Annotated in this window: 24 protein-coding genes; 4 read left to right on the top strand and 20 right to left on the bottom strand. The window is 47.8% G+C overall.

All coding sequences use genetic code 11. The features are described 5' to 3' along the window. Positions 1-31 precede the first annotated feature (31 nt). Genes ABJO30_02705 through ABJO30_02695 form a run of 3 tightly spaced genes read right to left on the bottom strand, consistent with a single transcriptional unit; the run spans position 32 to position 2,217 of the window. Positions 32-496, bottom strand: coding sequence for a CoA-binding protein (locus ABJO30_02705; protein ID MEP3231722.1), 465 nt, complete (start codon positions 494-496; stop codon positions 32-34). Next, positions 497-865: a 2Fe-2S iron-sulfur cluster-binding protein gene (locus tag ABJO30_02700; protein MEP3231721.1), complete on the bottom strand. Its 369-nt coding sequence runs from the start codon at positions 863-865 to the stop codon at positions 497-499. After that, complete coding sequence (locus tag ABJO30_02695) at positions 862-2,217, bottom strand: selenium-binding family protein (protein ID MEP3231720.1); 1,356 nt, start codon at positions 2,215-2,217, stop codon at positions 862-864. Before ABJO30_02695 ends, ABJO30_02700 begins: the two co-directional genes overlap by 4 nt. A 73-nt stretch (positions 2,218-2,290) precedes the next feature. On the opposite strand from ABJO30_02695, the gene ABJO30_02690 reads away from it, so the two are divergent. After that, positions 2,291-3,040: an IclR family transcriptional regulator gene (locus ABJO30_02690; GenBank protein MEP3231719.1), complete on the top strand. Its 750-nt coding sequence runs from the start codon at positions 2,291-2,293 to the stop codon at positions 3,038-3,040. 55 nt (positions 3,041-3,095) lie between these two features. Here ABJO30_02690 and ABJO30_02685 read toward each other — a convergent pair whose 3' ends face one another. The 4 genes from ABJO30_02685 to ABJO30_02670 form a co-directional block, all read right to left on the bottom strand. Beyond that, positions 3,096-4,673 (bottom strand): GumC family protein, encoded by a 1,578-nt coding sequence (locus ABJO30_02685; GenBank protein ID MEP3231718.1) that lies wholly within the window; start codon positions 4,671-4,673, stop codon positions 3,096-3,098. A 54-nt stretch (positions 4,674-4,727) separates the two neighbouring features. After that, complete coding sequence (locus ABJO30_02680; GenBank protein MEP3231717.1) at positions 4,728-5,861, bottom strand: GNAT family N-acetyltransferase; 1,134 nt, start codon at positions 5,859-5,861, stop codon at positions 4,728-4,730. Further along, complete coding sequence (locus tag ABJO30_02675) at positions 5,858-6,907, bottom strand: glycosyltransferase (GenBank protein ID MEP3231716.1); 1,050 nt, start codon at positions 6,905-6,907, stop codon at positions 5,858-5,860. The genes ABJO30_02680 and ABJO30_02675 overlap by 4 nt, the downstream gene beginning before the upstream one ends. Before the next feature lie 144 nt (positions 6,908-7,051). Then, entirely contained in the window at positions 7,052-7,849 is a 798-nt protein-coding gene (locus ABJO30_02670; protein ID MEP3231715.1) for a WecB/TagA/CpsF family glycosyltransferase, read from the bottom strand. 209 nt (positions 7,850-8,058) lie between these two features. Between ABJO30_02670 and ABJO30_02665 the strand changes: the two genes are divergently transcribed. Continuing rightward, positions 8,059-9,360, top strand: coding sequence for an O-antigen ligase family protein (locus tag ABJO30_02665; GenBank protein ID MEP3231714.1), 1,302 nt, complete (start codon positions 8,059-8,061; stop codon positions 9,358-9,360). Between the two features lie 4 nt (positions 9,361-9,364). Next, positions 9,365-10,267, top strand: a complete 903-nt coding sequence (locus ABJO30_02660; GenBank protein MEP3231713.1) for a glycosyltransferase — start codon at positions 9,365-9,367, stop codon at positions 10,265-10,267. Here the strand turns inward: ABJO30_02660 and ABJO30_02655 are convergent. From ABJO30_02655 to ABJO30_02605, 11 genes are all read right to left on the bottom strand, one after another. Next, positions 10,264-11,535: a lipopolysaccharide biosynthesis protein gene (locus ABJO30_02655; GenBank protein ID MEP3231712.1), complete on the bottom strand. Its 1,272-nt coding sequence runs from the start codon at positions 11,533-11,535 to the stop codon at positions 10,264-10,266. The two genes, ABJO30_02660 and ABJO30_02655, sit on opposite strands and share 4 nt — an antisense overlap. 5 nt (positions 11,536-11,540) lie before the next feature. Further along, positions 11,541-12,221: a polysaccharide deacetylase family protein gene (locus ABJO30_02650; GenBank protein MEP3231711.1), complete on the bottom strand. Its 681-nt coding sequence runs from the start codon at positions 12,219-12,221 to the stop codon at positions 11,541-11,543. A gap of 130 nt (positions 12,222-12,351) precedes the next feature. Then, on the bottom strand, positions 12,352-12,492 hold the full coding sequence (locus ABJO30_02645; protein MEP3231710.1) for a hemin uptake protein HemP: 141 nt from the start codon (positions 12,490-12,492) through the stop codon (positions 12,352-12,354). A gap of 22 nt (positions 12,493-12,514) precedes the next feature. Next, positions 12,515-13,636 (bottom strand): DUF1513 domain-containing protein, encoded by a 1,122-nt coding sequence (locus ABJO30_02640; GenBank protein MEP3231709.1) that lies wholly within the window; start codon positions 13,634-13,636, stop codon positions 12,515-12,517. Further along, positions 13,636-14,715 carry an imelysin family protein gene (locus tag ABJO30_02635; GenBank protein MEP3231708.1) on the bottom strand — a complete coding sequence of 360 codons (1,080 nt, stop codon included), beginning with the start codon at positions 14,713-14,715 and terminating at the stop codon, positions 13,636-13,638. Before ABJO30_02635 ends, ABJO30_02640 begins: the two co-directional genes overlap by 1 nt. Continuing rightward, the gene (locus ABJO30_02630; GenBank protein MEP3231707.1) at positions 14,712-16,235 is read right to left on the bottom strand and encodes a di-heme oxidoredictase family protein; all 1,524 of its coding nucleotides are present in this window, start codon (positions 16,233-16,235) and stop codon (positions 14,712-14,714) included. The genes ABJO30_02635 and ABJO30_02630 overlap by 4 nt, the downstream gene beginning before the upstream one ends. A 54-nt stretch (positions 16,236-16,289) precedes the next feature. Further along, entirely contained in the window at positions 16,290-17,570 is a 1,281-nt protein-coding gene (locus ABJO30_02625) for an imelysin family protein (protein MEP3231706.1), read from the bottom strand. Positions 17,571-17,662: 92 nt separating this feature from the next. Then, positions 17,663-18,832: a hypothetical protein gene (locus ABJO30_02620; protein ID MEP3231705.1), complete on the bottom strand. Its 1,170-nt coding sequence runs from the start codon at positions 18,830-18,832 to the stop codon at positions 17,663-17,665. Positions 18,833-19,167: 335 nt separating this feature from the next. Continuing rightward, positions 19,168-19,596, bottom strand: coding sequence for a DUF2147 domain-containing protein (locus ABJO30_02615; GenBank protein MEP3231704.1), 429 nt, complete (start codon positions 19,594-19,596; stop codon positions 19,168-19,170). Positions 19,597-19,690: 94 nt separating this feature from the next. Next, the gene (locus ABJO30_02610; protein ID MEP3231703.1) at positions 19,691-20,818 is read right to left on the bottom strand and encodes a CDP-alcohol phosphatidyltransferase family protein; all 1,128 of its coding nucleotides are present in this window, start codon (positions 20,816-20,818) and stop codon (positions 19,691-19,693) included. Then, the gene (locus tag ABJO30_02605) at positions 20,815-22,197 is read right to left on the bottom strand and encodes a lipopolysaccharide biosynthesis protein (protein ID MEP3231702.1); all 1,383 of its coding nucleotides are present in this window, start codon (positions 22,195-22,197) and stop codon (positions 20,815-20,817) included. Before ABJO30_02605 ends, ABJO30_02610 begins: the two co-directional genes overlap by 4 nt. Positions 22,198-22,400: 203 nt before the next feature. Here ABJO30_02605 and ABJO30_02600 point away from each other — a divergent pair, with 203 nt between their 5' ends. Beyond that, on the top strand, positions 22,401-23,156 hold the full coding sequence (locus ABJO30_02600; GenBank protein ID MEP3231701.1) for a 2,3-bisphosphoglycerate-dependent phosphoglycerate mutase: 756 nt from the start codon (positions 22,401-22,403) through the stop codon (positions 23,154-23,156). A 13-nt stretch (positions 23,157-23,169) separates the two neighbouring features. Here the strand turns inward: ABJO30_02600 and ABJO30_02595 are convergent, their stop codons facing one another. Together ABJO30_02595 and ABJO30_02590 are read right to left on the bottom strand one after the other, a co-directional pair. After that, positions 23,170-23,937, bottom strand: a complete 768-nt coding sequence (locus ABJO30_02595) for a nucleotidyltransferase family protein (GenBank protein MEP3231700.1) — start codon at positions 23,935-23,937, stop codon at positions 23,170-23,172. Then, positions 23,937-25,070, bottom strand: a complete 1,134-nt coding sequence (locus ABJO30_02590) for a dATP pyrophosphohydrolase (protein MEP3231699.1) — start codon at positions 25,068-25,070, stop codon at positions 23,937-23,939. Before ABJO30_02590 ends, ABJO30_02595 begins: the two co-directional genes overlap by 1 nt. Between the last annotated feature and the right edge of the window lie 17 nt (positions 25,071-25,087).

The following is a 25,087-nucleotide window of genomic DNA, read 5'->3' as shown; positions in this document are numbered from 1 at the left end:
GAGTTTGTTGCCCCCTATTGGTGCAATCAAGTTAGATTGCTAAATCTAATCTAGGTTTCCAGAACGGGCGAAACAATTCAATTTTCGGACATCGGTCCATGACAACTTTTAAACCAGCCGCTTCAGCAAGCTTTGCAGCCTTGTCATCATAGACCCCAATTTGGCCCCAAAGCACCTTGGCGCCAATCTCGATTGCTTGCTCCGCAATCGTATGAAACTCTTCTTTAGGTCTGAAAACGTCGACCATATCTACAGGACGATCAATTTCTTGAAGGGAGTGGTAGACCTTTAGGCCGCGTATCTCAGTCAATTTCGGATTTGGATTGACGGGCAAAATTTCATAACCCGTTTCATGTAAAACGCGCAGGACGCCATAGCTGAATTTGGTCTTGTCACCGCTGGCACCCACCATGGCAATAGTTTTAACCGAACGCAAAATTTCCGCCAAATACTCTGACGAATAATCATAACGATGATCAATATCGGCTTGTGGCATTTAAGCCTCCTTGGGCGTTGCAATATCCGCTTTCAGCTCATGCGCTTCAAGGGGATCAAGAAAGGGGTTGCGGTAAAGTTTGTCATGACTTTCAACGCCAATTTCAAGCGTGCAATCAGACACGGGACGCGCGACGCACAACACCACGTAGCCGTTGTTTATCTGTCGGTTGTTAAGGGCTACTTGTCGGCGTTGATCGACCTCACCAACGGTCAATTTGGCAGCACAGGTAATGCAGCCGCCATATTTGCAGCCGTAGGGGAGATCGACGCCTTCGTCTCGCAGACTATCAAGCAAGGGACGGCGGGCATCGACCCTGTGGGTCGCATTTTCGCGGTTGGCGATTGTGATGGTGTAGGTCTCGCTCATAACCAGATATCACTCGTGCAATCACCACCTGGGTAACGGGTTTCATGGCAGCGGCTTGGGCCGTTTGGTTCTTTGCCAAAGTCCACAATGAAATCTTCGTTGATCTTCATGCCGCCATTTTCAACATCGCAATCAATCATCAACATAACCCCGCCTTGAGTGCGAATTTCGGGATAGAATTGATTGTCCCATGTGGAGAACAAAGAGGTCGTCACATAAAGCCGCTTTCCATCAAGGGAGAGCTGATACATTTGCGGGCCGCCTGCGACCTTTGCCCCGTTCACCTCAGGCGCCTTACCAAGCAAACCGCCCATCCAGACTTGGCCTGTTAAAACAGGATTATGCGGGTCACTAATATCATACTGGCGCATGTCGCCGTGCAGCCAGTTGTTGAGATAGAGGTATTTATCATCCATCGACACCAAAATGGCAGACATCACACCGGGCACTGGAATTGGCCATTCAGGATGCGGTTCGTTTTCAACGTCGATGATTTTTTCCCATTCCCACTTGCCCGCGTCTGATTTCCAAAAATGGATCACATTTGCGCTCAATGCAGCGCCACAAAAACCGTGGGTGCTGTCTGGGTCATGGAGAAATTTCACTTCCAGCGGAATAAGGCCGTCTTCGCCAAGATACAGGGTCTCAACAGGTTTGCGTGCTTCAAAGTCCCAAATGTGGAGACGGCGGCCATATTTAAGGTGCCCCACTTCTTCAAGATCAAAGCCTGGCATGAACGTATTGGGGGCTGCCCATTCAGAACTCACCATCACATTGTGGCGCGGTTGATACCAAAAATCGTAGCTGAACGGGATGTCGCCCATGGTTTCTTCCCAGCGGCCAACAATCTCAAAATCTTTGTTGAGATGCAGATAACCACCGGGCGCTTCGCCCATGGCATCGCCAAGGAAGGAGATGATGATTTCTGACCCCAGACAATGCACCGTGTGCGGCCCAGATAGATTAGCCTTCGCTTTGATCTCAGCACCATCAATCACCTTATGCAATCTCGGCGCGTAAGGATCGGTTGCCGTATCCACCACATGGATATTGTTGGAGCGAACACCGGGGACGAGCAAATATTTGCGTGCCATCGAACTATCATCATGACACGAAGAACAAGCATTCCAGCCCATATGATGCAGTTCATCGCCAATGCCTGGCATTTCTAGCCGATGGATGACTTTTGAATAGGTTGGACTATCAGGATCAGCGTCTACGGTTGCAAGATAATCAGGTTTTTGAATGCCCGTGCCTGTGTATATGGCAATTGTATAAAGGAGCTTCTCACGAGGTGCCGCCATCGCTTCTGCTGGATTGGCATAACCTGGTCCACAACATGCTTCGGCCATTTCAAAGTTCCTCCCTTGAATATCTGCAGTATTCTTATATTATAAAAACTAAAATCTCACAATATGAGAAATCATGCACTTAGAACGCTTAATCTTTATTCTCGAATTTGTTGGCCAGAAGGGTGATGTGACCGTCGCTGATATCTGCGCCAATTCTGATTTGCCCAAACCGTCGGCCTACCGATTGGTGCAAGACCTTGTCGGCACTGGATTGTTAGACCCTGTTGGCAAAGGACGCTTTGCGCTTGGAACTCGTTTGAAATTGATCACGGATGCTGGCCAGTCGGACCAACTTCTCCTCGATGTCATTGCGCCTGTTTTAAAACAAGCTGCCAATGACCATGGCGCGGCGTTTTTCTTGTCACGCCTACGGGGACAGTCCGTGGAAATCATTCATGTGGAGACGCCTGAGACAGGTGCTTCCTATTTGCACCCCGGCTTAGGCAAACGTCCATTGCATGCGTGCTCTTGCTCAAAAGCGGTTGCGGCCTTTTCGCCGACACTGCTTTCAGAAATGAAACTTGATGGACGGTTGAAAGCTTACACGGAATATACGCTCACCGAACCAGAAGCCTTAGATTTGGAATTTGAAACAATTAGAAATCGTGGCTATGCACAATGCGTTGAGGAAATAGAACGGGGCATGTGCTCCGTTGCAGCCCCTCTCAGTAAAACGGGATCTGGTGCCAATATGTCAATCGGTGCAACGGGGTCGGTGCGCGTATTTAAGCCAGAATTTCGCGAGATGATTGGTCGCGAACTTATTCAATTGGCATCGGGCTTATCAAAGCGCCTTACTTGGAATGATCAAGCGGTTGCATGAGCAACATCCCTCGCTTTGGTCCATTTGCTTTGATCTGTTTTTGTAGGATTTGCCCTTAGGACCACTGGCTTTGCTGAGGCTGGTTTTTATTTCGGTGATTATGGGGCCGAGGTGTAAATTTATGTGCTTTTGATGCTGAGAATATTGCAATCAACCAAGCCAGTAAAATACCGAAAGTGAGACCCAAAAATAGCCCGCCTGCTACGAATAGTTTCTTGTTAGGGAAGGCTGCGAAAATTGGTGGTATCGCTTGTGAAATAACACGAGTGCTATCGTTTGAGAGGGTTTCTTGTTCGCCTGATTGCTTTGCTCTTAATTGTAAAGCTTGGAATACTTCGCGCTGTGAAGCTGCTTCACGCTCCAGTTCACGCAATTGCACCAATGCTTTGCTATCGCTCAATGATGACCGTGTAAGTTGCGCGAGCAAGCCTTCGAGGGACTGGAGGTTTTTGCGCGCAACATCGCGGCGTGATTTTGCGGCATTAAAAAAGCGGCCGATTTCATTTTTGATAGAGCGTTGAATGCTTGCAACTTCTGTCCGCAAAGCGCCAAGGCGAGGATGGCGCGACCCGAGGCTTCCTTCTGCATTTGCAAGAGCACTACTTGCAATAGCAAGTTGGCTGCGCAAATTGCCAAGAACTGGTGAGGCGAGCGCTTCCGCAGTTGCGCCAGCCAGACTATTTGTTGCGGATGCACGTCGCAGTGCTTCGTAGTTTGCTTCTGCCTCCAGCATATCGGCTTTAGCATCAACCAGCCGCGTGTTGAGGTTGCGCAATTGTTCATCATTGAGCAGACGGTCAGATGCACCTGCGATGTCTGTTCCAGTGCTCGTGCCCGTACCCGCGATTTCGATAAGGTTGTTTTCAGCGCGATAGGCTTCAACACGCGCTTCTGCTTGTCGTACACCGTTGCGAAGGTTCTCAACGCGGGCTTCTAATGCGGAGGTGGTTTCCCGCGTTACATCTGTACGGTTATCGGATTGTTGAGCAATGTAAGTTGAAACAATACTGTTTGCGATTCGCGCGGCACCAGTAGGACTTGGGTCACGCACAGTGATGCCAACAACATAAGAATTACCAGATCGCCCAACTTTCAAGGATTTGCGCAAACTGTCGACCATGAGAAAATCTGGTTTGCCATCAGCGCCTGCATCCAAGCGACCGGCATCAATTTCTTTTTGCAATGTTTCGCGTAAAACCCGATCAGATTGAATGATCGCAATTTGTGAATCCAACAACAGCAAGTCACCGCCAATACTCGAGCGCCCGAGGCCTGTCGGCACAATTTCTTCTTCGATGAGCGCTTTGCTGCGTGGATCAATGAAGATTTGGTTTGTTGCTTCAAATGATTGGGGCAACAAAAATGCAACCAATGTAGCAAGCACGGTAAAGCATAGGGTGGTTATGATGACATAAGACTTGTTTTGCCAGATCGCCGAGCTTGTACCTGCAATATCACTTGCTAAGGCATTTGCTGGCAAATCGTAGGCAGGCGCTTGATGAGGGGTGTGTTCAGGTTTTGGTTCAAGGCGCTTTTCTCGTGGCGCAGAGTTATTCCGACGAGCATAGGAGTCGGCTGATCTTAGCAATCGCCTCCACTCTTCAATCGGTTCTTTTTCTTTTCTGCGAAACACGGTTTAGCTCACTATCCTAATTGATCTTTATAGTTAATATAAAATTATCAACATTTACTTACCGCGAATTCTCTTTGTGAAGGCCAAGAGACGCGGGTATTTGCGTACAAGCTGTTTCAGCTTCCGTAATTGATAGCTGGCCTGTCCGCGCCAAGTAATTGGGTAGTGGATTTCGCTTAACATGCGCTTCTCCACTTGGAAGTGAAATTTGTAGCTTTCATCACCCAGAGTGAAGTCGAAGTATTCAAAGCCTGCTTCGCGACAATGTTTGATATCTTCGAGCGACAGTAAAATGGCTGGTGAAAATTTATAAAATTGATCGGCGTTAATAGCGCTGGCAAGGCCGTAAAAACTGTTTTCTGCCAAGATGCCAAAAGCAATGCTTGCGATATCGTCACCAACTTTGAAAATGGTAAGTCTCGCGACAGCCTGCGCGGTTTTGCCTAAAGCGACGTCTTCATAAAATTGCAAAATCTTTTCATTGGCAAATGCATCATCCCGACCAAGTTTTGCAAACCGTGCACGCCGCCAATCGAAGAACAAATGCAAATTTTCTGGCGAGATTTCTCCAGCCTCTTGCCTAAGAACACTAACAGGCGCCATCTTGTTGAGTTTTTTTAATTTACGACGGTGATTGCTAAAAAAGTGCGTGCTGGCAATCTCCGTTGGTTCAAGGCTAAGTGGCATTCTATAGGCGTGAACATGATAGGGAAAGCAAAACGGGCTGGCGTTTAGTTGAGTGAATGCTTCTGCTTCTCCACCAATCCATTTGTCGAAGTGAATTAAATCAGCTTGCGGTGCGGCTTGGCGAAGCGCGTCCAATATCAACGAAGCTGGGATGTTTTTTGCGATATTGCTGGCAACAATAGGAACACAGTAATCGCTCAAACGGCGATCGGCAAAGCGAAGGCTTAACGTCGAAAGAAAACCGAAGACCGAACGCTTTTCTAAAGCAAGCGGCCAAAGCATTTCTAAGGCGCCACTTTGTGTGTTTGTAAAACAAACAATGAGCGGTTTTGCTTCTTCGTCTTGATAAAGATTTTTATAAAGCGGAGCGACCCAATCAAAGCGTTGAAAGCCAGAGATAAACCCACCCGCTTCTTCTTCAAGGGCACGCCATTCGGTTTCAAGGGAATGAGCATCTTGGGTTGTGGTTATCGTCCATGGGCCATACTCAAAGCGCGTCATTTTTTTGTTCTTTGTAATTCGACCAAAGCGCGGGCATCCGCTTCATAAAACGCAATATGAAATTGCGGGTCAAACCGTTGGTATATTTCTGCACTTTGGGTTTTCATAGCGTGTCGAAAACTTGCGTGATTATGCCACAATGTGTGCAACGCTTTTGAAATTTCTAAGCGATTATTTGGATCAACGCCCACGCCAGAATTCAGTCCATCGAGATAACCATCAATGCCGCTGTTTTTACTGTAAAGGATGGGCACTCCGGCAAACATAGCTTCCGTATAGACCATGCCAAATGTCTCATTGTGACTTGGTAAAACCATGGCGCGGTAAGTTGGTATACGTTCAATTAGTTCGGTGTGGTTTAGCTTGCCGACTATGGTTACTTTGTCTGAAAGGCCGTGTTCTTCAACTAGTTTTTCTATCTTTTTTACGTCTTGAGGGCTGCCTTGTCCAATAAGATCAAGCGTCATTTCTGGATAACGATTTGCTGCTTTTGCAAAGGCGGGAAGAAGTCTTAAAAGGCCCTTCTTCCGGTAGATCGAAAAATTGAAGATGGAAACGAAACCGCGTGTTGCTCTTTGGGGTTCAATTTCAGGTTTGGCATTCGTTACGATGTTTGGAAAAGGGCGCCCTTTTGCCTTATCAACATCAGTAAAACGTTCAATGGCTGAGCGATAGAAAGCTGAGACATAATAAATGGCGCCTGAATTCTGCGCAATCCTTCGCATCAACCAACGGTAATGTGGTTTGAAACGGAAAACTTTGCTCTCAACTTCTGCGCGCACAGAAAGTACATAGGGAACACCCCACCACTTTGAGAGAAAATAAGCGGCAATGCCATCGAAGGTCATGCGATGGGCATGGATCAAATCGGGTTTGTACCCTTGCTCATTCATTTTTCGATAAATGTAAGTAGCCGTGAGGAAGAAAGATAAAAACAGGCCTAAGCCAAATTTCAGCCCCCATTGGCCGTAGGCAAAAACACGTGCATTTTCAATTTTACCGCAATCAACCCAATAGCATTTCAAAGGGTTGGATCTTCGGTCCATGGAAATAACCGTATGGTCGAATTGCTTTAAATGCGCGATCGTTTGCTTTATCGCCTGGGTTGTTGGTTTCCGCATGGGGTCGGGGTAGTCACCCGATAAATGAAGAATTTTAAGTGGTGCAGCCATGATCAAACTATTTGCGGGTTAACGACTGTTTTTCGAAGGAAGCCATTTCACCATCAAATCGTTGGCGAAAAGCTTCAATAAGGTTGGGCCGGCGGATGCGTAACGATGCCACAATCGACCCGGTTCGCTCATAAGACGATAGGTCCATTCAATGCCAAAGGTTTGGAATATGCGTGGTGCACGCCTTTTTAGTCCAACCAAGAATTCAAGTGCTGCACCTGAGCAGATCGCCGTGCCGGTTGTGCCTTTGATCTGATATGCTGCATGGCAAATTTCTTCAGATTTCGGTGCGCCAATACAAACGAAGGAAAAGCGGGCGGGTGTTTCAATCAGAAATTTCACGCACGCGTCAAACGCTGGTGTGCCAACTTCAGTATTGGCGGGCGGTATATGAATATGCCAATGAAGGTTTGGGTATTTTTTGCGCAATAAGGTTGCGAGTTCTTCGGAGGCACAGATTGTACTGATTATATCGCCGTCTTGAATGACATTATCAAAAAGAGAAACGGTTAGATCAGCACCGGTTACGAGTGGTGGCACATCATTTAATAAATAGGCCAGAGCACGCACAGGCTGGCTATCGCAAAGACACAAAAGAGCATCCTCGTAAATGGCGATAGGTGTCACCTCACGGTGCATATCAACTACATGCTGTACGTTGGGCGTGACTATGTAACCGAATTGGGTGCTGGAAGACCGCGCGTTTAAAAATGCCAAAGTTTCATATTTATCGATTGCGTCAAAACGCATACCAAAAATAATCTGGCTTTCTGATTGGATTGCTGATTGCAAAACCGTATTTACATGCCCGTTCATTTGAAGGGTTCAAACCTTGTATGCGCGCGAATTTTGTTATTGTTTTTAGTAGGCTCAAGCATAACGCAGAAAACATAATGTATTCTTAAGAAGGGTGCACTATTGATAAGATGAAGGTGAGTTGTTCGTGATTCCTTATCTTATGTTCCTTTGATTATTCATTTTAGTTGAACCCCTACAAGATGAAGAGGTTTTGGATAGTAACTGATATGGCCGTTGCTGAACACGACGAAAGGCAAATTGATATCCAATCGCTTGCGGGGCATTTGCTCGCGGCTATTCCCTTTTTGGTGCTTGCCTATACGTTTTTGATCTGGCCACTTTTGTATGGGCGCAGTGTTGAAGGCAATTTAATTGAGAACATTATAGCCTCCTCTCCCGATGCATCCAGCAATGCGCTTTTGAACCGTGTCTATTTGCCTCTCGTTTTTATTTTAAGTCTTGGCCTCACTTTTCTGCAAGGAAAGCGCATATCTATTCCTTTTCGAGATCCCGCAATATTGGGCCTATTAGCGGTCCTCATTGTATTTGCAATTTCGCTTTTATGGTCTGACTACGCAGGCGTGGGTTTGCGCCGTTTGGTTGTTCAATGCTTTATTGTCGGGTCAATAATGTTGGCTTGTTTTGGTGCGCCGAAACCGATGCGAATATTCGATATTTTGTTTTTATTTGCAGGGTTTTTGGTTGTGCTCAATCTCGCCGCCGTCGTGATTAAACCAGCTGGCCCGCTTGGGCATGAAGGTATTTATCCGCAAAAAAACTATCTCGGTCTTGTTGCGGTTACATCCTCCTTGTTGGCGCTTTATAAGATCACCTTTGGGCGTGGTTTGTGGCGTTTTGCCGGGGGCTTTGTTTGGTTGGCTACGTTGGTCTTGCTCGTTGCAAGTCAATCCAAAACATCACTTGGCCTTGCATTTTTAGCCCCTGCGGCGGCTTTGGGTGTTGCTATTTTTGCCCATCAAATGCGGCTCTGGTCGGGTCTGATCGTTTTTGTAACGATTGGATTTTTATTGTTTGCGTTCTTTTTTGGTGAAGCCGCTTTTATCTGGACTTTTAGTTCGCTTGCGCAAGCGATATTTGGCGACCCGACGCTTACCAGCCGCACAGAAATTTGGGCATTTTCCAGTGATATGATCAATCAACGGCCATTGTTGGGCTTTGGTTTTGGATCGTTCTGGTCAACAGGAGATACGGGTCCTGTGGCACGCCTTGCCCCTGGGTTCGTTGCCCGTCTCAATCATTCTCACAACGGATACTACGACATGATCATTCAGGTAGGCTTGGTTGGTTTTGTGTTGTTTCTCGTGTTCTTATTCTGTCTGTTGAATACGGCAGGTGCTGCCGTGCGTCGACGTTTCAAACTGTCTTGGCTGTTTCTAACCTTGGTGATTTATGTGATGTCATCAAACCTTATGGAAACCAGCTATTTTTATGGTTTTGGCAGTTCAATGACTTTGTTACTGGTCGCCTTGTCGCTGGCCGCGCGTGAAAAATGGGAGGCGGCAGAGTAGTAGTTTGATTATCATCGCAATCTCAAGCATTGGTCGTCCTGATCTGTTAAAAACATTAGCCTCTCTTGATGTTCAAGATTTGGATAAAGCACGTAAGCTGCACGTCATCATCGGGGATGATAGCCGTGATGGAGCTGTGCCCAGATTATTGGAAAATTATGCGCTAAAACGGATTACAGTCGAGACGATTGATGTGAACCGTCAAAATATCTCCCACTGCCGCAATGCTACGCTTAATGCAGCTTTGGCGCATGATGAATGCACCCATGTTGGGTATATTGATGACGATGAGGTTGCGGAACCAAACTGGCTTTCTACGTTGCTCCGCACACTTGAAGCCAATCAAGCAGACGCGGCATTTGGTTTGGTTCTTTCCCGTTTTGATGACGATGTTCCCATGTGGTTGCAGCAGCTTGATCCATTGACGCGGTCTCGTCGGGAAAAAGATGGCGAGACGTCTGTGGGACGTACTGGGAATGCCTTGTTGCGCGCTGACAAATTACGGATCGCTAATTTATCGTTTGATCCTGACCTAGGACGAACAGGCGGCGAAGACACCGCTTTTTTTACAGCCTTTAAAGCGCTTGGAAATAGACTGTGGTTTAACGCCAATGCGCGCGCCCATGAATTCGTACCTGCATCGCGGATGGTCCCAAGCTTTTTGCTCAAACGCTCCATGAGAAGCGGGCAGGTTTATGGTTCTCTTATGGTGAGCAATAAAGAGGGCGTGTTTGGCCGCGGGTTGTTTTATGTCGACGCCTTTATCAAAATGTTTGTTGGATATGGAGCAGCAATTCTTCTGCGCCCATTCAGCCGTGGGCAGTCATTCTTGTTCAAGCTACGCGCCGCCGCAAATCTTGGGAAGTTGCGTTCGGCCTTTGGTATGGGATTGCCAGAGCTTTATTAAACCGCTTGCTCTCCGCCAGCATGTTTTCTACGCAACAATACCCAAATAGCGATTGCCATTAATATGAGGGCAGCGCCAAGGCTGATTAGGCTGGCTGCAAGAACACCTATGAGGCCGAAATGCATTGTAAGTGTAACCAGCAGCACGATGCTCAGCAGGTTAATGCCTAAAGATATCCAGTTGACGGTCCAAGCTAAATCCGCGCCGCGCAGTGCATCAATCAACAAAAATTGGAGGCCCCAGAATATCAATAATGGGGAAAGTATGCGCACAACATCAGAGGCTTGACGGTATTCCTCACCAAGGATCACGGGAATGAAATCGGCGCCAAAATAAGTGCATGCGGCGCAGAAAACAGCAATTGCCATCATGATGCCGCCAACTTGTTTGCCATAGCGAACGCTTGCTGAAAGCCCATTTTTACCAGCGTCGTAAAATCCGCTATAGGTTGTGCGGGCGTAAGCTTGTACGGGGATCAACGCCATTTGAACGAAGCGAAATCCAGCCGCATAAACGCCACCAACCTCTGGCCCTGCAAACAGGGTGACGATGTATTTGTCTGCATGGTTTTGAATGCCACGTTGCAGGTTGGACAATGCTGTTGGCGCGCCGAACCGGAACCAATCCAAAGTGCCAAGCTCAGTATCAGGTGCTTCGACTTGGCGATAGATGATGCGTCTCAACACCACATACATTACCACTGCAGCACAAAGGGTCGCGGAAATTTGAGCGACGACCATGGCAGGGATTTGGTCGTGTCCAAGAGCAAAAATAACAAAGAGAAAGGCCATGCAGCGGAAAAGGGGCACAATCGCACGCGCGAAGGCCGCGAGACGGAAATCGTTTAATGCAAGCGACACATGTTCAAAATAGAGCGTGCATCTAATGATAACAGCTTCGTTCGCGATTAAGGCGGCTATGAACCAGAAAGCGTCAGATGGCGCAATGAAATAGGCTGCAAGCGGTGCAAGGGGCAGGGCAAGTAATAGACCTGTGCCAGCAATCATCCGCAGCCCATTGCCAAACAGCGGCCGCATCCGGTTTTTGTCGCGAGCAACGAGGCGAATAAAGTTTTCACCACAGCCAATGCCAACAAGTTCAGACAGGGCTAACCCAATTGCAACAGAGGAGACAAAAACACCAAAGGACGTTACGCCCAATGTTCTTGTAAGTAAGATGAAGCTGACGACCTGAAAGAAAACAGCAACCAGCATCCCGCCCATTGATTCAGCGAGTGACGAAAGTCTTTTGAGGTCGAATGCGCCCATTTTCTTCATGATGCACGACTGACGTTATATTTTATGTTCTGGGCAAAATTCGCTAGCGATGTATTCACTCTGTTGTTGCCTGTCATATGGGAGGCGATGAAGTCTTTTGGCGTCATATTAGATTGCACGGAATAGCGTGGCACGAGATTTGTTGTTGTGAAGCTAGAGCGGGGTGAGCTGGTATAGAGTTTTGTGTAGCCAGCTCTTCGAGCCGCACGGTAAACATGCGGGCTTATCGCGCCAAAAGGGGCTGCGGCACAGTTGATTGGCGTTTTTAGTTGCTGCTGCAATGTTTCGCGCGACTGCTGCAATTCATTCAACAATTGGTCGGGCTCACATTCTGTCCAAGCAACATGATCAAGACCATGACTGCCAATTTGCATACCTGCATTCATGAGGGAGCGAATGTCATCCCATGACATGTAGTCTTGCTTGCCTATCTGATTAATGATGGGAAAGAATTTAGCTGCGATATTATGCTTTTTTAAAATCGGTAAAGCGATTTCGATGTCTGATTTATTGCCATCATCGAATGCAATAATGCATTGAGGTAGATAGCGAGAAACCACAGCCATCCATTCTGCAAACAGATCAGCGCTTACATTATAGCGCATTTCATCGTCTTCGGTTTGCCGCTCAAGCGGACCGATTGAATGAAACGTCAATATCGTCTGGATCAAGGCCACGGGAGGTTTCGATTTTCCAATGTTTATTAATGCCGCTCAATTGCGACAAGAATATACACTTCCAAGCGTTGGTCTATAAAATCCTCGATTCAATACTAACAGGAGGCTTCATGCTTTGTGATGCCGCTCGTTATTTCGTCAAAATCAACTTGCCATTAGATGTGATCCGCAAGCGGTATTCTTCACTTTTGTGTTCAATGGTAATTTCTGTTTCACCGCCAAACAGGTCGTTTGTGTTTAACTTTCGGTTTGAGTGTTTTGTTGCGGCCATTTTTTCATTTTCTACAGACATTCTAACTTGCCCTCATTGCCGAAGCATCAAACGATGCCATGTGATTGTCAAAAATTAAGCGGTGTTCTGCTTGGTGTTTGCCAAGGTGTAAGCTGCCGATATAACCTTGGTCAGTACTTGCAACGAAGCCTTGATGAGCGGCTGTAAGGCCGCAAACGCCGGTCAGTTGATCGTCCCTCAATATGGCTCCGTCTTTAAGGGAGACAATCGCAAAGGCATTGCTGCGCGGTGCCGATATGGCGGCTGCAACGCCGTCTGAACTGATGGCTACCGAACCAATGTAGTTTTCTGCTTGGCAGGCGCTTTGTTGAAGGCTTTCCCAGCACCCAATACCCTCGCCACGTTCAGACCAACCAATAAGTGGCGGCGCGTCCGATTTTGCGCCCTCATACTGGCCACCAAACACAACCCGCCCCTGAGGGCTTACCGCGATGTGGCGAATGGACAGTTGATGCAGTGAACTTGGTAAAGTGTGCTTTTCAAGCAAGTCGCCCGTTGCAAGGTCAATATAGGCAAGGTTGGGTTCCATAGTTGCAAGGTTCAACTTGGCGTGGCCATAGTCTGGATGTGTCTCAATCCCTCCATTGGCAACAATCAAACTCTTGCCGTCTGGTGATAATAATAGGTCATGGGGGCCGATGCCAAAACTCGAAAATTCGCCAAGCCGTTTGAAGCCGTCAGTCGCGTCATAAATGCCTATTTTACCATCAACGTTTTCAAAGGCATTTTCTGTGGCAAAGAGCAATTTTCCATCAGGTGAAAAGACCCCATGGCCATAAAAATGACGGCCTTCGGGGGCGAGGATCGTTGTTGGCTCTACCCATCCAGCACGCTCAAATGCGACGGCAAAATTTCCGGGGCGGCGGGCAAAGACGACGCTTGCCCCCGTAGTCGGATTAAAGGTCACATCATGCCCACGCTCTGGCAGATCGATTTGGCGAATGACGTTCATATGCTCGTCGAGGAGAACCGCTGCGAAGTTACCACTCGGTGTTTTGCAGGTCGCAGCAAAGAGCATGTCTGTGCTGTAAAATGCGTCGGCTGCGCGCGGCGTGAGTGACGCCATAAACAAAGCGCCACTGCCTGCAATAAATCGTCTGCGATCAAAAGAGATAGGTGCCATTAGTCGCCATCCAATGCATTAAAGCCAGTTTGCAAGCCGAGGCTTGGTGCAACGTCTTCGCTGTAGAGAGCCGTCAGGCCGCTCAAGACATTGAGGGTGTAAATTAGTTTTCCTCGCGCGTTACCAGAAGCCACGGCTTCGAGGATTGGCAGGTTGATTTCTTGAAGTCTTTTACCCACGGTTTCATATTCAAATTTCGTGGAACCGATGACCCAAGTTTTTTCTTTGGGTAGGCGGTTTAGCAGCCCGCTTGCTGTTTGGAAGGCGAAAACAGAGGCGATATTAGCGTTCAGCATCGCGATGGATAAACCACTCCGCCATAACGGCGCTCGTTTTGGTTTTGCCTTTTCGACTGTTTTGCGGAGTACAGCGCCAAGCTTTAAGTGAGCAATAGCCTCATTGCTATTCTTTAAAACATTGAGCACTTCCGCCCCAACTTCGCGTGCAGAACGATAAGCTGGGTTTGTTTCGCTTGGGTTTAAAAACTGCTGACTAAAGCCGTTCTCATCAAACCACGCATCCGCCACTTCTTTAGACGTATCTGCAAGGCTTCCAGCGATTGCGACAGCAAATTGACAGCGGAAGGGATCCTGAGAAACTGTCGTTGATCCGGTCCCATAAAGGAGAAATTCCAACCCACCTAAACCTTGAAGCGCGATACTCTTAGATTTTAAGTTTTCAGTTTTTATAACGCTCTCGTCTTGCTCAGCTAACGCACGTTGAATGCGCTTTAGACCAAGGCCGCGGCGATCTGGCCAGAAATAGAGGCGCTCTAAGCGGTTCTTTTCAACGAGGGGGCCAAAACGCATAATCTCAACGCGGGCGAAAGTTAAGGCGAAATTTTTGAAAGCATCTTTTGTATCATTAAACTGCTCTTCGTTTGGTGCCTTGCAAAAGGCCTCAAGCTCATCGCGCAGTTCTTGGCCGTGCGTTTTGAGAGCTTTGAAAGAAGGGCGAATATAGCCCACCAAAACCCGCTCGGCGCTATTTACAAAATGCGCATTCAAGTCGGTTGATTGGGCAGAAACTGGGCTTATGCAGAATGCGGCGAGTGAGAGGGAGAGGAGTAATCGGGTCATAGGCTCTCCAAGAATTTGATCAACGCGTCGCGATCGGTCTTTTGCATTTTGACGAATTTATTGCGGGCGGTTTTCGCTTCGCCGCCATGCCATAAAATGGCTTCTTTGTAATTGCGCGCACGGCCATCATGCAGGAAGAAGGTGTGGCCATTGACGGTCTTTGTAAGGCCAAGCCCCCACAAGGGTGCTGTGCGCCATTCTCGGCCTGTTGCAACGCCAACTTGTTGGTTGTCAGCAAGTCCTTCGCCCATGTCGTGCAACAAAAAATCAGAGTAAGGCCAGATCAGTTGAAAGCGGTGTTCTTTGCGCTCGGCTTTGCGGCTCGTCACATATTTTGGCGTGTGGCAGGCAACGCAGCCCGCACCATAAAACATCTCTTTACCACGCAGCACTTGAGCATTGGTCACATCGCGTCTGGCAGGAACGGCAAGGTTCGCCGTGTAAAAATCAACGAGGCCCATAACAGGGTCCGGTGCTTCGCTATCCCCAAGGCGCGGTTGAACGCCTGTTGCCCGTTTGACGCAATCAACTTGTGCCGTGGTGCAATCGCCGTGCGGTGATGGGTTTAATTCTGAAGAGATACCAATATCGCCATTAAAGGCTGCCGCATTTTGTTGGCCTAAAGTAGCTTGGCTGGCCTTCCAGCCAAAACGACCAAGCATCGGCTTGCCATCTAAATCAAGCGCTAGCCCGAGCTTGCCTGAAATGCCGTCTGCGTTTTGATCTTTAGGGTCAGCCTTTTTCGCAAGGTCAAACGGATGAATTGCTTCAATCAAACCCAGACCAATCATCGGCTGTGCGATACGGGGTGAAAGAGTTGTCTTCGGGTGAAGGTCACCATAAGCGAGCTTCGTCATCTGATATGTTGGCTTGCGAAGTGAAACCACTTCACCGCCTTCAAGCGTGATCTGATTTTCTTCATAGGTGACGGATGGCTTTGCTTCAGCCTTTAGGCCGACAATGGCGAAATCTTGTATTTGTCCACCATAGACGGGATCAGGAATATTAAGGGCTGCATAGGTGCGTAGAGCTTCTAATTCTTTATCTGTCTCAGCGGGGCGTGCGAGCCGGAAGAGCATGGAAGTGAAATCTGTCTCACCACTTGCAGGCGGATGACCGCGACCATCTTTCAGGTGGCAACTTTGGCATGCCCGCGCATTATAAAGCGGACCCAAGCCATCTGATGCATGATTGGAAGATGGCGAGGATACCCAGAATTTTCGAAAGAGCGCGTTGCCTAATTTGAAGGTTAGTTCGTCTTCAAAGGTGAGGTTCGCGCTGGTATGGGAGAAGGCATTACGATTGGCAGTCTTGCGTGATGTGCCAGCCCCTCCTTGAGAGGCTTCAAACTTTTCTGCCTTTGAAAAGTCGACCGTTTGACGTGTGATTTGCTCAACACGTTTGATGTCTTTGGGCGCAAGGTCATCGCGGCTTTGAGCAATCGACAGCACAGCGTTACCATCGGCGAGCGCCGTTGACGTTGAGATGAAGAGTAGTGCAAAGGATGCAACGCGGAACATTGTTTTTCTTTCAAAGTGGGGTGGGGAATAAACCTCCACCCCAAAATTAAAGCCCTATTGGAAGACTGAGTTTGGATTGTCCAAGCTGTCTGATCCTTCAAACTCAATTGTATTAAGTTCGAGAGCAGATACGGCGCGCTCAATAGATTTTGTCTGGTCAACAAGCGCATCAATCGCAGCTTGAACAACAGCATTACCTTCTGCGTTGCCTTCACCAATCATCTGGTCATAAGCTTCAACAGTTTCGGCACGTTTCGCCATGGTGTTCATTGCTGTAATTGTTGACGCCAATTTGCCAGTAAGCTCTGCATTAACGCCGCTATCTTTGTGGCTAACCAGCTCAGAGATTGACGGGCCTTTAAGCACTGATCCATCAACGCGCGTATAAGAACCAAGGTAGACGTTTTGGATGCCAACAGCATCGTTCAAGTGGCTGTTGTGCGTGTTGTCAGCGAAACAATCATGCTCTTCTTCTGGGTCGTTCAACAACAGACCAAGCTTCATGCGCTCGCCTGCAACTTCACCGTAAGAAAGCGAACCCATGCCGGTTAGAATTGTTGAAAGACCAGCATTCGTGTCTTTCATCAACTCACCACGTGCAGCACCGGAAGTTGTCCAGTTGCCAACCATCTCTTTAAGGTCAGCGATGAGAAGCTTGGACGCTGCTTTCAAGTAGGCGCGGCGGCGATCGCAATTGCTGTTTGAACAATCGCTCAAGCTGAAATCAGTGGCAGCACGGTTGCCAGCACCTTTTGATGTGCCGTTCAAGTCTTGACCCCAAAGCAAAAATTCAATTGCGTGGTAGCCGCTGGTGACATTCGCTTCGATTTCGCCAGCTTCATTCAAGCCTTGGATCAAGTCTGGTGTGATGTTTGTCGCATCAACCTTTTCGCCATTCACAGTGAAAGAAGCGTTGGCGATCATGTTGGCTGTGTAAAGCGCGTTTTCATCGCTTTCAGTGCCGTAGCTTGCATCAACATAATCGATCAAACCTTCATCCAATGGCCATGCATTCACGCGGCCTTCCCAGTCATCAACAATGGCGTTGCCGAAGCGGTAGACTTCTGATTGCTGATAAGGAACACGAGCAGCAACCCATGTTGTGCGTGCCGCTGCCAATGTTTCTGCAGATGGATTTTTCAAGAGAGCGTCAATTGCTGCATCCAGTGCTTCAGCCGTTGTGAGGCTGTCTTGGTATGTTGCAAGCGCGATGTCTGAATAGTGAGTAAGTACTGCTTCTGGTGATGGTGCTTTTGCAAGAGCAAAGTGGCTCGTCGTCGCAACAAGTGCTGCGCCCAAGCCTGCTAAAGCTGCAAGGGTGAGTTTATGGGTCATGATGAATGTCCTTTATTTTGATAAAAAAACTCAAGTTTAAAGTCAAAAAAATGCGCCGATAGGACTGGCCTACCGACGCGAGGGGGGGGGCGTTAAGGTCTTAGGATTTTGAAGTCTGTTTCATAAACAAAGATCGCACCAATTGTGTGGCTGTCATTGTCTTCTTCACGAAGGTAGCGGTAGCCAACTTCAAGCGTTGCGTTTTTGAATACTTCACGGCCAATACCTGCTTGGAATTGGAGGTCAGTAAAGTCATCTGCACCAACATTGCTGGATACATCGCGCACGGAGAAGGCTGCATCGCCAAACCATTTTTCATAGGTGATACCTGCGCCAATGGTTGCGTATAGATTATCAGCATCGCCGCCATCAAAGTTATCGAAGTAACCAATCTCACCGTTAAGGGTTAGTGTAACATCGTTGCTGAGTTCAAGTTCTTGAACAGCACCAACAACAAAACCTACCTCATCGTCAAAATCGCCAATACCAGCTGTCTGAAAACGGAAGCCTGCATTGTATGTGAAGCCAGGTAGGGCTTCAATTTCGCCGCCATCGATTGAGACAGAAAAGCTTTCAAAACTCTCAGTGTTGCTCGCACCACCGTCGATCTCAGCTGTACGGCCACGGTTTGTGCCGAAAGAACGCGATAGGCCTGATGTGTCGGCAAAAAACGTAGCTGCATTGATGGTATGCTCACCGGCACTTTCTGTTTTGAAGGTGTAAGATCCACCAACACCGATGCGCTCAGTGATTTCATAATCTTCAGCAAAGTCTACACCGTAAAGGCCAGGTGTTACATCCCAAGCAGAACCGAAGGATGGGTTGATTTTACCGCCATATAAGGAAAAGTGCTCGAAGTCGGCTTGCAGATGCAATGTTTCAAAAAAGAAACCATGATCTTCAAAGAAGATGTCATCACCCAAAGCGCGCGGGCCAGCGTTTGGAGCCTCGACTGGTTCAAGCGTTATATCCGTGTGGAGAGAGAAGATGCTATTGAAACGAACATCAAGCGCGACTTCTGTTGTGTTAAATGTATCGACGAACTCATCGTCGCCATCATCACTGAAAATGCCATCGCTTTCGAGTTCGAAAACAAAGCTGCCTTCGATCAAAGGATAGCTTGGGGATGGTTCTGGTGTCTGTTCAACAGCATCAAGATCGGCTGCATAGGCTGCATTACCAAGTAGCGCTAACGCACAAGAGCCAGCTAAAAGAGTAGCGGTAAAATGACGGCTAAGCCGTCTAGAGGTGTTACCCAACATGAGTGAATCCATTCAAATGTTTTCGCGCCTAAATGCCGAAGGCATTAGGGGTTCAATCGCTCGTGCTGGCTTGCTATTGGCTGGCTTGCTGCGACATAAGGAGGTGTGCTGATTTTTCCAAATCAAAACTAAAATTTTGATTTGGGGGAGGTGTCATCCAAGTGATGAGGCTTAGACCTAACGCTGTTTAAAAAGAGAGTCAATTGTTTCTTGACTAAAATAGTCAAGTTTAGAATTGCTCTAAACAATACGGATCAAAATAACCGTATACGCCCAGACTATTTTAATGAGGATTGGGATGGTTGCGACGAGTAGCGTTACAATGAATATACAGGTCAGTTAGCAATACGATCGAAAGTTCGTGTTTTGCAGATAAACTTTCGCTTGGTAAGGCAGCCCTTAATCTTCAAAACATCACCCTCAAGGCGCGCAGTACTTGGGAAGGTTTCGCCTCTTTTATCACTGTAGACCTCGCCCACCCATCGGTTTTCACCTTTTGGTTTCATGTTTTTACCAACTTCAAGACCAACAACATCCCTGTTACGCAGAGCAGGGTTTTTATTGTTGATGTCTTTACGTGGTCTTTTGAGCCAAGTGATGGCGCTGCACACTTCCGCAGCATTATCAGCGCAAGCATAGGTAATGATTCTTGTTTTGCCGTTGTCAGCCATCCATTCGCCGAAAATACCCTCATTTGCCACGGCTGACACAGGCGTGAGTAATGAGGTGATTAAAGCGAAATTGATAAAAAACTGTGGTCTCATAATTTTCATATTCATCATTGTGTTTGATTGTTGTCTGGCCATTTTAAGGGCAGACAACAAATGGTGGCAAGTGTCAGTGGTACGCTTTATTGGCTTAAACCGTCATCCAAGAGATGAGGGGTGGTTTTGCAGGCCTTAATCCTGCTTGTATCAAACGGACTAGATGGAAAGCGTTTGAAAGCACTGTCCAAATGGTAACCGCTGCAAAACCTGCAATTGGCGCACCTATGATGCAAAATATCATAAAGATAAATGTGTTTGGATTTCGGCGGGCAGTAATAAATCGCATGAAGCTATCGATACGACACCACACATGGATGTGAAAACCGTGGTAGTGGATGAATACTCCCTCGACAATACGGCCAAATACATAGCCGCCAAGCGTGATCCAAAGAGCTGCTTCAATCCAATCAGGCAGAACTAGACCATTTGCCTTGATCCCTTCAACCCACGCGAAATACCAAAACGGAGGATGGATTAAATCAATGCCGTGATCGTAAATATTTCCCCACTTTGATGACGTTAAAGTTGTGCGGGCCAGTTTGCCATCAACGGTATCGAGAAAGGTCATAAACCAGCCAGTAATAAACCCAAGTGCCCATTGACCGTTCCAGAAGAACCACAGGGCAAGGAGTACGAAAACAAGACTAAGGGTTGTGACCGTGTTTGGAGAAATATGCCATTTTGCACAAAAGCGGGTTACCCAAAAGGCAGGAATTGGCCACGCAAATTTGGTGACGAAATCAGTGACGCCTTTATAAGAACTGTCGAAAAGCGCCTGCTCGGCCGCCCGCAGGCCCTGAGTTTCGATATCAATCGCAAAGGGCGCTTCACGTTTGCGTAGCTCTTTGTTGTAGAAGCCTGCTAATTCTTCTGCCGTTTGCGGTTTTAAATTAAGTGCGGAGATTGCCTCATCGCTCACTTGTGGCGCGGCGATCAGCGCTTTGAGTGCTGACGTGTCGACGTCACCACTAACATGAGCGGCAATCAAACGTTTTGGGCCGGACCCATTGCTCACGAGCGCTGCACCTGGAGTGCTTACGAGTGCAGCAGCAAGACCTGAAGATAGCACCCAAGGCGTTGCTACATAAATGGTGCCAGCTGCTTTTTCGATCCCAGCTTTCGCCCAGTTCCGGCTTTGCCATTCATTAATTGATAAGCCATAGATTTCAAAAGGCTGATCACCGACAAGGCAAAGACGAGCTTCCTCTTTCGTATTCATGGTTTTCTTTTCTCCTCAGAGGAATGAAGGACTTGTTGCATCTGATGTCCCTCCATTGTGGTCTGTTCTTTGGTCTGAGACCAGTCATGTTGTTTTGCGATATATGCGACGACTATCAATGAAATAAGCGCGCCTAAAAGAACGGCAAACCCGGTGCCTATTTCTCCAATCAGGTGGTAGAGCAGAAAGAAGCTGCTGACCATGACTGCAAGCCCTAAAGCACGTGCAAAAATGACTTTTTTAGGTTTTCCCGCTGCATAAAAGGCTGGAAAGAGTGGCCCTGCTGCCGCTGTGACCGCTGCACCCATGATGAGGAGAACGGCAAGGCCCGTTGCATCGGCGTAGGCAGCCCCAAATGCTAGCGATAACAGATAAGGACCAGCAAGCCAGACTATTAACCCAATCACTGAACCCAGTATCAGCATCACTCCCCCCGTTTGTAGAACAAGAATGGGGACGCGATTGCCTTCACCCTTTGCGATCAGGCTGGTGAACTCTGGATAGACGATCCGCTCCACCATCTTCGTGCCTTTTGCAAGTACGGTTGCAACTTCTTGGGCCACACGGAAGGTTGCTGCAAAAACTGGTCCGCCCACAACACCGGCAAGGATCACCGGAAGGAGTGTCGCGCCAGCGGCAAGTCCTGTGTCTATGTTCGTATATAAAACAAAACGCCAAAGTTTCGTCTCAGGTGCTTTTAGGCTGATGCGACCATCAAGCGCTTTTGACCAAAGGTTGTGTTTGCGCATCTCAATTACAGCCAGAACCGGCAGGGTGAGATAGCTGATCGCAGATCCTGCAAACCACACCATTACGTAGACCAAAAACGGTGCATCGCTGAGCCAAGCAATGCCGCAACCTACCATTCTGACGAAGGGGATCGTTATCGAATTCAGGGCGATCAAATCGTAGCGATCAAAGAGCCGCAGGACGCCGACACTTGCCGATTTTTGATTGAGAAAAATCAGAAACGTATAAAAGAAAATATAAGGCGATGCGCCTTCGAGAATTTCGAGCGAACGGCCAAACAAAAATACAATGGCAATGGCAACAATAAAGCCAGCGCTCGCAGATAAAAGGTCAAGGGAAACGCAAAACCTGAAAATTCGCCCGAAGTGATTAGGATCACCTCGCAAGGCGTCTTCGCCAGTCAATCCACCTGCGGCACGTCGTACAACGATTAACCAGCTGTCAAAGGTGGCAACGCCGGTAAAAAACAAAATGTAGGCGTGAAGGAAAATAAGAATGCCGAATTGCTCAGTTGTCAGCCCTCGAGCGGCAAACACGAGCCCAAACAGAGCAAACACGGCTCCGATAATTTTGGCCCCCAGCATCAGGCCTGTGTTCTTGCGAACTCGTTTGCCAACTTCGTCTGACATCAAAAGCCTTTGAACTTTCTCTCATGCATCGTGAAATTGGTTGGATACGTCATTTTTAACCGATTCCAGTTTTTCGTCTTTCGGCACATAGATGTCATAATCCGATATAAAACACCACAAGCAGACCCCATAAGCAGCACCACGTCACTTTGCAACAAAACATCTAACTGATAGAAAGTTTTTTTCACTATCGGAATTTGAAGATGCCTATCCTGTTTCTTGTTCGACATGGCGCGACCCAATCAGCAAAAGAAAATCGTTTTGCAGGTTGGGCAGATACGCCTTTGACCAAGAGTGGGCAACATGAAGCCTTGCTTGCCGCACAAAGTTTAAAGAGGGCGGGGCACGTCTTTGATGTTTGCTACACATCGCAATTGATGCGCGCAAAACAGACGACGTTGATCATGGCAAACGAGTTGGGGTTGTCAGAAGATGCAATTACCTATGACTGGCGATTAAATGAACGTCATTACGGTGCTTTGCAAGGTGAATTGCGCGGGGAAATGATTGAGCAACACGGTAATGCAAAGGTAGTTGAATGGCGACGAGACTATCACGCGGTCCCACCAAAATTGGAAAAAAGCGACCCGCGATGGATAGAGCAACTTGACCGGCTTCCCGACATTCCAGTGGACCTTCAACCGCAGAGTGAAAGCATGGCGCAAGCCGCAAAGCGTGTTGAGCCTTTATGGAATAATGAGATAGGCTCAGCGCTTAAGGCAAACAAACGTGTGTTGATTGTCGCTCATACAAGTTCAATTCGAGGGTTAGCGCGATGCATTGAGGGATTAGATGATGCTCAATGTGGCGCTTATCGAATCTCAACAGCCATCCCTCAATATTACAAACTTGATGACGATCTAGCTGTGGTTGAAAACAAGCATTTAACCAGCGGGCTAAGCTCGAAAATTCGTTATTGGGCCAATCGCAAAAAACCGCGATGGCTTGGAAGAATTTGAGCAATAGGGCTACCTATTGAGCGATGCGCTTAGTTTGATCGCGTTGAAGGCAGCGTTCTGCAAAAGCCAAATCTTCTGGCTTGTCGACATCATGGGCCGCATAGGGATCATCAAGAAATATCAATGATGCTTTGCAATCCATTTTTTCTTCCAATCCTCTAATGGCCTGTTTGCTATCAAGGCTGCCAATGAGATATTTAAAGAGCGCTAAATAGCTGATTTCAGAAGCCATCTTCCAAGGCTTTTTACGGTTTTGTTCTAACCGCCTCCAAAATGCGATCGCATTTCGTCCTCTTTGTGTTTTGACCGCAAAAAGATTGCACCCGCTTACATGGTGATCGGAAAATTTAATATAGGTGCGCTTTCCCGGTTTGTCGGCTTTTTCAACCACGTCCCGTGGGCTGACAGCGGCTAGAATATCGGCATCAGAGTTTGCGGATTCTTCTAGAAAATGAGCAAGAGTGTCGCCGCGCAAAAGCGGATTGTCTGCGGTCGTGATGAGAAGCGGCGTATCAAGATGGTCAAGAGCGCTAAGGACGCTTGACGCTGGTGAACTGGCCGCATCTAATCTTGTCGTGCTTGGAGGTAGCGCGAGAGCATCCGTTTCAATCGACACGGCAATATCGCGAATGTTTGCCGCACCTTCTAAGGTCTGCACCACATGCTCGATCATTGGTTTTCCAGCGATGGGAACAAAAGCTTTGTGCGCTATGCCCGCATGTGCTGCCACTGGGTCGGAAGAACCGCGCGATCCGGCCAGAACGAGAGCTTGCCACTCCATTATGATGACGACCCTAGATCTTTTTCGTAAACGCGGTAGGTTTTAGACAATTGGCCACCAATTGCTTCTACCACACTGCGCACAGACTTGTTGTCTTCCAAAAGCCAGCTTAATTCCAGTTCTTGAATGTTTCGCGCTTTGGCTCTTTCTTCAAGAGCATAAATCAGTTGCAGCGGTAGTGCTTTTCCAATCAGCGTGTCGGAAATTTCCTGCCGTACACCCATCAGTGGCACACGGGCAGTGCGCACACCGGAGACTTTGAGTTTCCACAAAAGCTTGAGCCAGCCAAAGGGCAAGAGTTTTCCGCCAAGATCAGTGATCGCCTCGTTGATATTGGGCAGAAGGACGATGAAGGCGACAGGCTTCCCATCAAGTTCCGCAATTTTTACCAGCTCAGGATCGAGGATCGGTTTTAGTTCACTTGCCATCGCATCAATTTCGGCTTCAGTGAGCGGAATGAAGCCCCAATTGCCAGCCCATGCGTCGTTAAAAATTGAAGTGACGGTCACAATTTCTTCTGCGTAGTGCTTCATGTTGATCGAGCGGATTGTAAGTCCGTCGTAAGGACGCTGGGCAATGGAGCGAAAACGATCTTCCAAGCCATTTGTTGTCTCAAGTCGATAGGTGACGAGATCTTTTACCTTGCTATATCCATGCTTTTCAACGGCAGGCCCAAGCCAAGGGTCATGATGGTCCATCATCACATAGGGCGGGCTATCAAAGCCATCGACAAGCAGACCAGCGGTCTCGTTGATGGATAGGCTGAACGGCCCACGCACACTTTCAACGCCTCTTTGGGAAAGCCATTTTTCTGCTTCCTTCAAAAGGCCGTCCAAAACAGCATCATCGCGGGCATCAATCAGGCCAAAAAATCCGATGCGTCGATCTTCATCGGTTGCGGATAAATGATCAATTTGAGCACTGATACGCCCTGCTGGTTTGCCATTGTTATAGGCAATCCAGAATGCTGTATCAGCATGTTGAAAAAACGGATTGTGCTTGGGGGAAAGAAACTGTTTTCGCTCGAACCATAGGGGTTCGATCCAATTAGGATCATTGGCCGCAAGCATGCCCGGTATCTTGATAAAAACATCAAGGTCGCGCTTTGTCGAAACACTCACAATTTCAAGCATTGTGGGGAACCTTTCCG

It is taken from the genome of Hyphomicrobiales bacterium (assembly GCA_039973685.1).
Taxonomy (GTDB): domain Bacteria; phylum Pseudomonadota; class Alphaproteobacteria; order Rhizobiales; family JACESI01; genus JACESI01.
This window is presented reverse-complemented; position numbering and strand designations above follow the sequence as displayed.

Bases quoted from the DNA above. Each gene is read 5' to 3' on its own strand.
- ABJO30_02640 (MEP3231709.1), bottom strand. From the start codon at position 13,636: ATGGCACCTATCTCTTTTGATCGCAGACGATTTATTGCAGGCAGTGGC.
- ABJO30_02595 (MEP3231700.1), bottom strand. From the start codon at position 23,937: ATGGAGTGGCAAGCTCTCGTTCTGGCCGGATCGCGCGGTTCTTCCGAC.
- ABJO30_02590 (MEP3231699.1), bottom strand. From the start codon at position 25,070: ATGCTTGAAATTGTGAGTGTTTCGACAAAGCGCGACCTTGATGTTTTT.
- ABJO30_02630 (MEP3231707.1), bottom strand. From the start codon at position 16,235: ATGTTCCGCGTTGCATCCTTTGCACTACTCTTCATCTCAACGTCAACG.
- ABJO30_02700 (MEP3231721.1), bottom strand. From the start codon at position 865: ATGAGCGAGACCTACACCATCACAATCGCCAACCGCGAAAATGCGACC.
- ABJO30_02635 (MEP3231708.1), bottom strand. From the start codon at position 14,715: ATGACCCGATTACTCCTCTCCCTCTCACTCGCCGCATTCTGCATAAGC.
- ABJO30_02620 (MEP3231705.1), bottom strand. From the start codon at position 18,832: ATGTTGGGTAACACCTCTAGACGGCTTAGCCGTCATTTTACCGCTACT.
- ABJO30_02645 (MEP3231710.1), bottom strand. From the start codon at position 12,492: ATGGCCGCAACAAAACACTCAAACCGAAAGTTAAACACAAACGACCTG.
- ABJO30_02675 (MEP3231716.1), bottom strand. From the start codon at position 6,907: ATGGACCGAAGATCCAACCCTTTGAAATGCTATTGGGTTGATTGCGGT.
- ABJO30_02705 (MEP3231722.1), bottom strand. From the start codon at position 496: ATGCCACAAGCCGATATTGATCATCGTTATGATTATTCGTCAGAGTAT.
- ABJO30_02610 (MEP3231703.1), bottom strand. From the start codon at position 20,818: ATGAATACGAAAGAGGAAGCTCGTCTTTGCCTTGTCGGTGATCAGCCT.
- ABJO30_02655 (MEP3231712.1), bottom strand. From the start codon at position 11,535: ATGGGCGCATTCGACCTCAAAAGACTTTCGTCACTCGCTGAATCAATG.
- ABJO30_02605 (MEP3231702.1), bottom strand. From the start codon at position 22,197: ATGTCAGACGAAGTTGGCAAACGAGTTCGCAAGAACACAGGCCTGATG.
- ABJO30_02665 (MEP3231714.1), top strand. From the start codon at position 8,059: ATGGCCGTTGCTGAACACGACGAAAGGCAAATTGATATCCAATCGCTT.
- ABJO30_02670 (MEP3231715.1), bottom strand. From the start codon at position 7,849: ATGAACGGGCATGTAAATACGGTTTTGCAATCAGCAATCCAATCAGAA.
- ABJO30_02615 (MEP3231704.1), bottom strand. From the start codon at position 19,596: ATGAGACCACAGTTTTTTATCAATTTCGCTTTAATCACCTCATTACTC.
- ABJO30_02690 (MEP3231719.1), top strand. From the start codon at position 2,291: ATGCACTTAGAACGCTTAATCTTTATTCTCGAATTTGTTGGCCAGAAG.
- ABJO30_02600 (MEP3231701.1), top strand. From the start codon at position 22,401: ATGCCTATCCTGTTTCTTGTTCGACATGGCGCGACCCAATCAGCAAAA.
- ABJO30_02695 (MEP3231720.1), bottom strand. From the start codon at position 2,217: ATGGCCGAAGCATGTTGTGGACCAGGTTATGCCAATCCAGCAGAAGCG.
- ABJO30_02625 (MEP3231706.1), bottom strand. From the start codon at position 17,570: ATGACCCATAAACTCACCCTTGCAGCTTTAGCAGGCTTGGGCGCAGCA.
- ABJO30_02680 (MEP3231717.1), bottom strand. From the start codon at position 5,861: ATGACGCGCTTTGAGTATGGCCCATGGACGATAACCACAACCCAAGAT.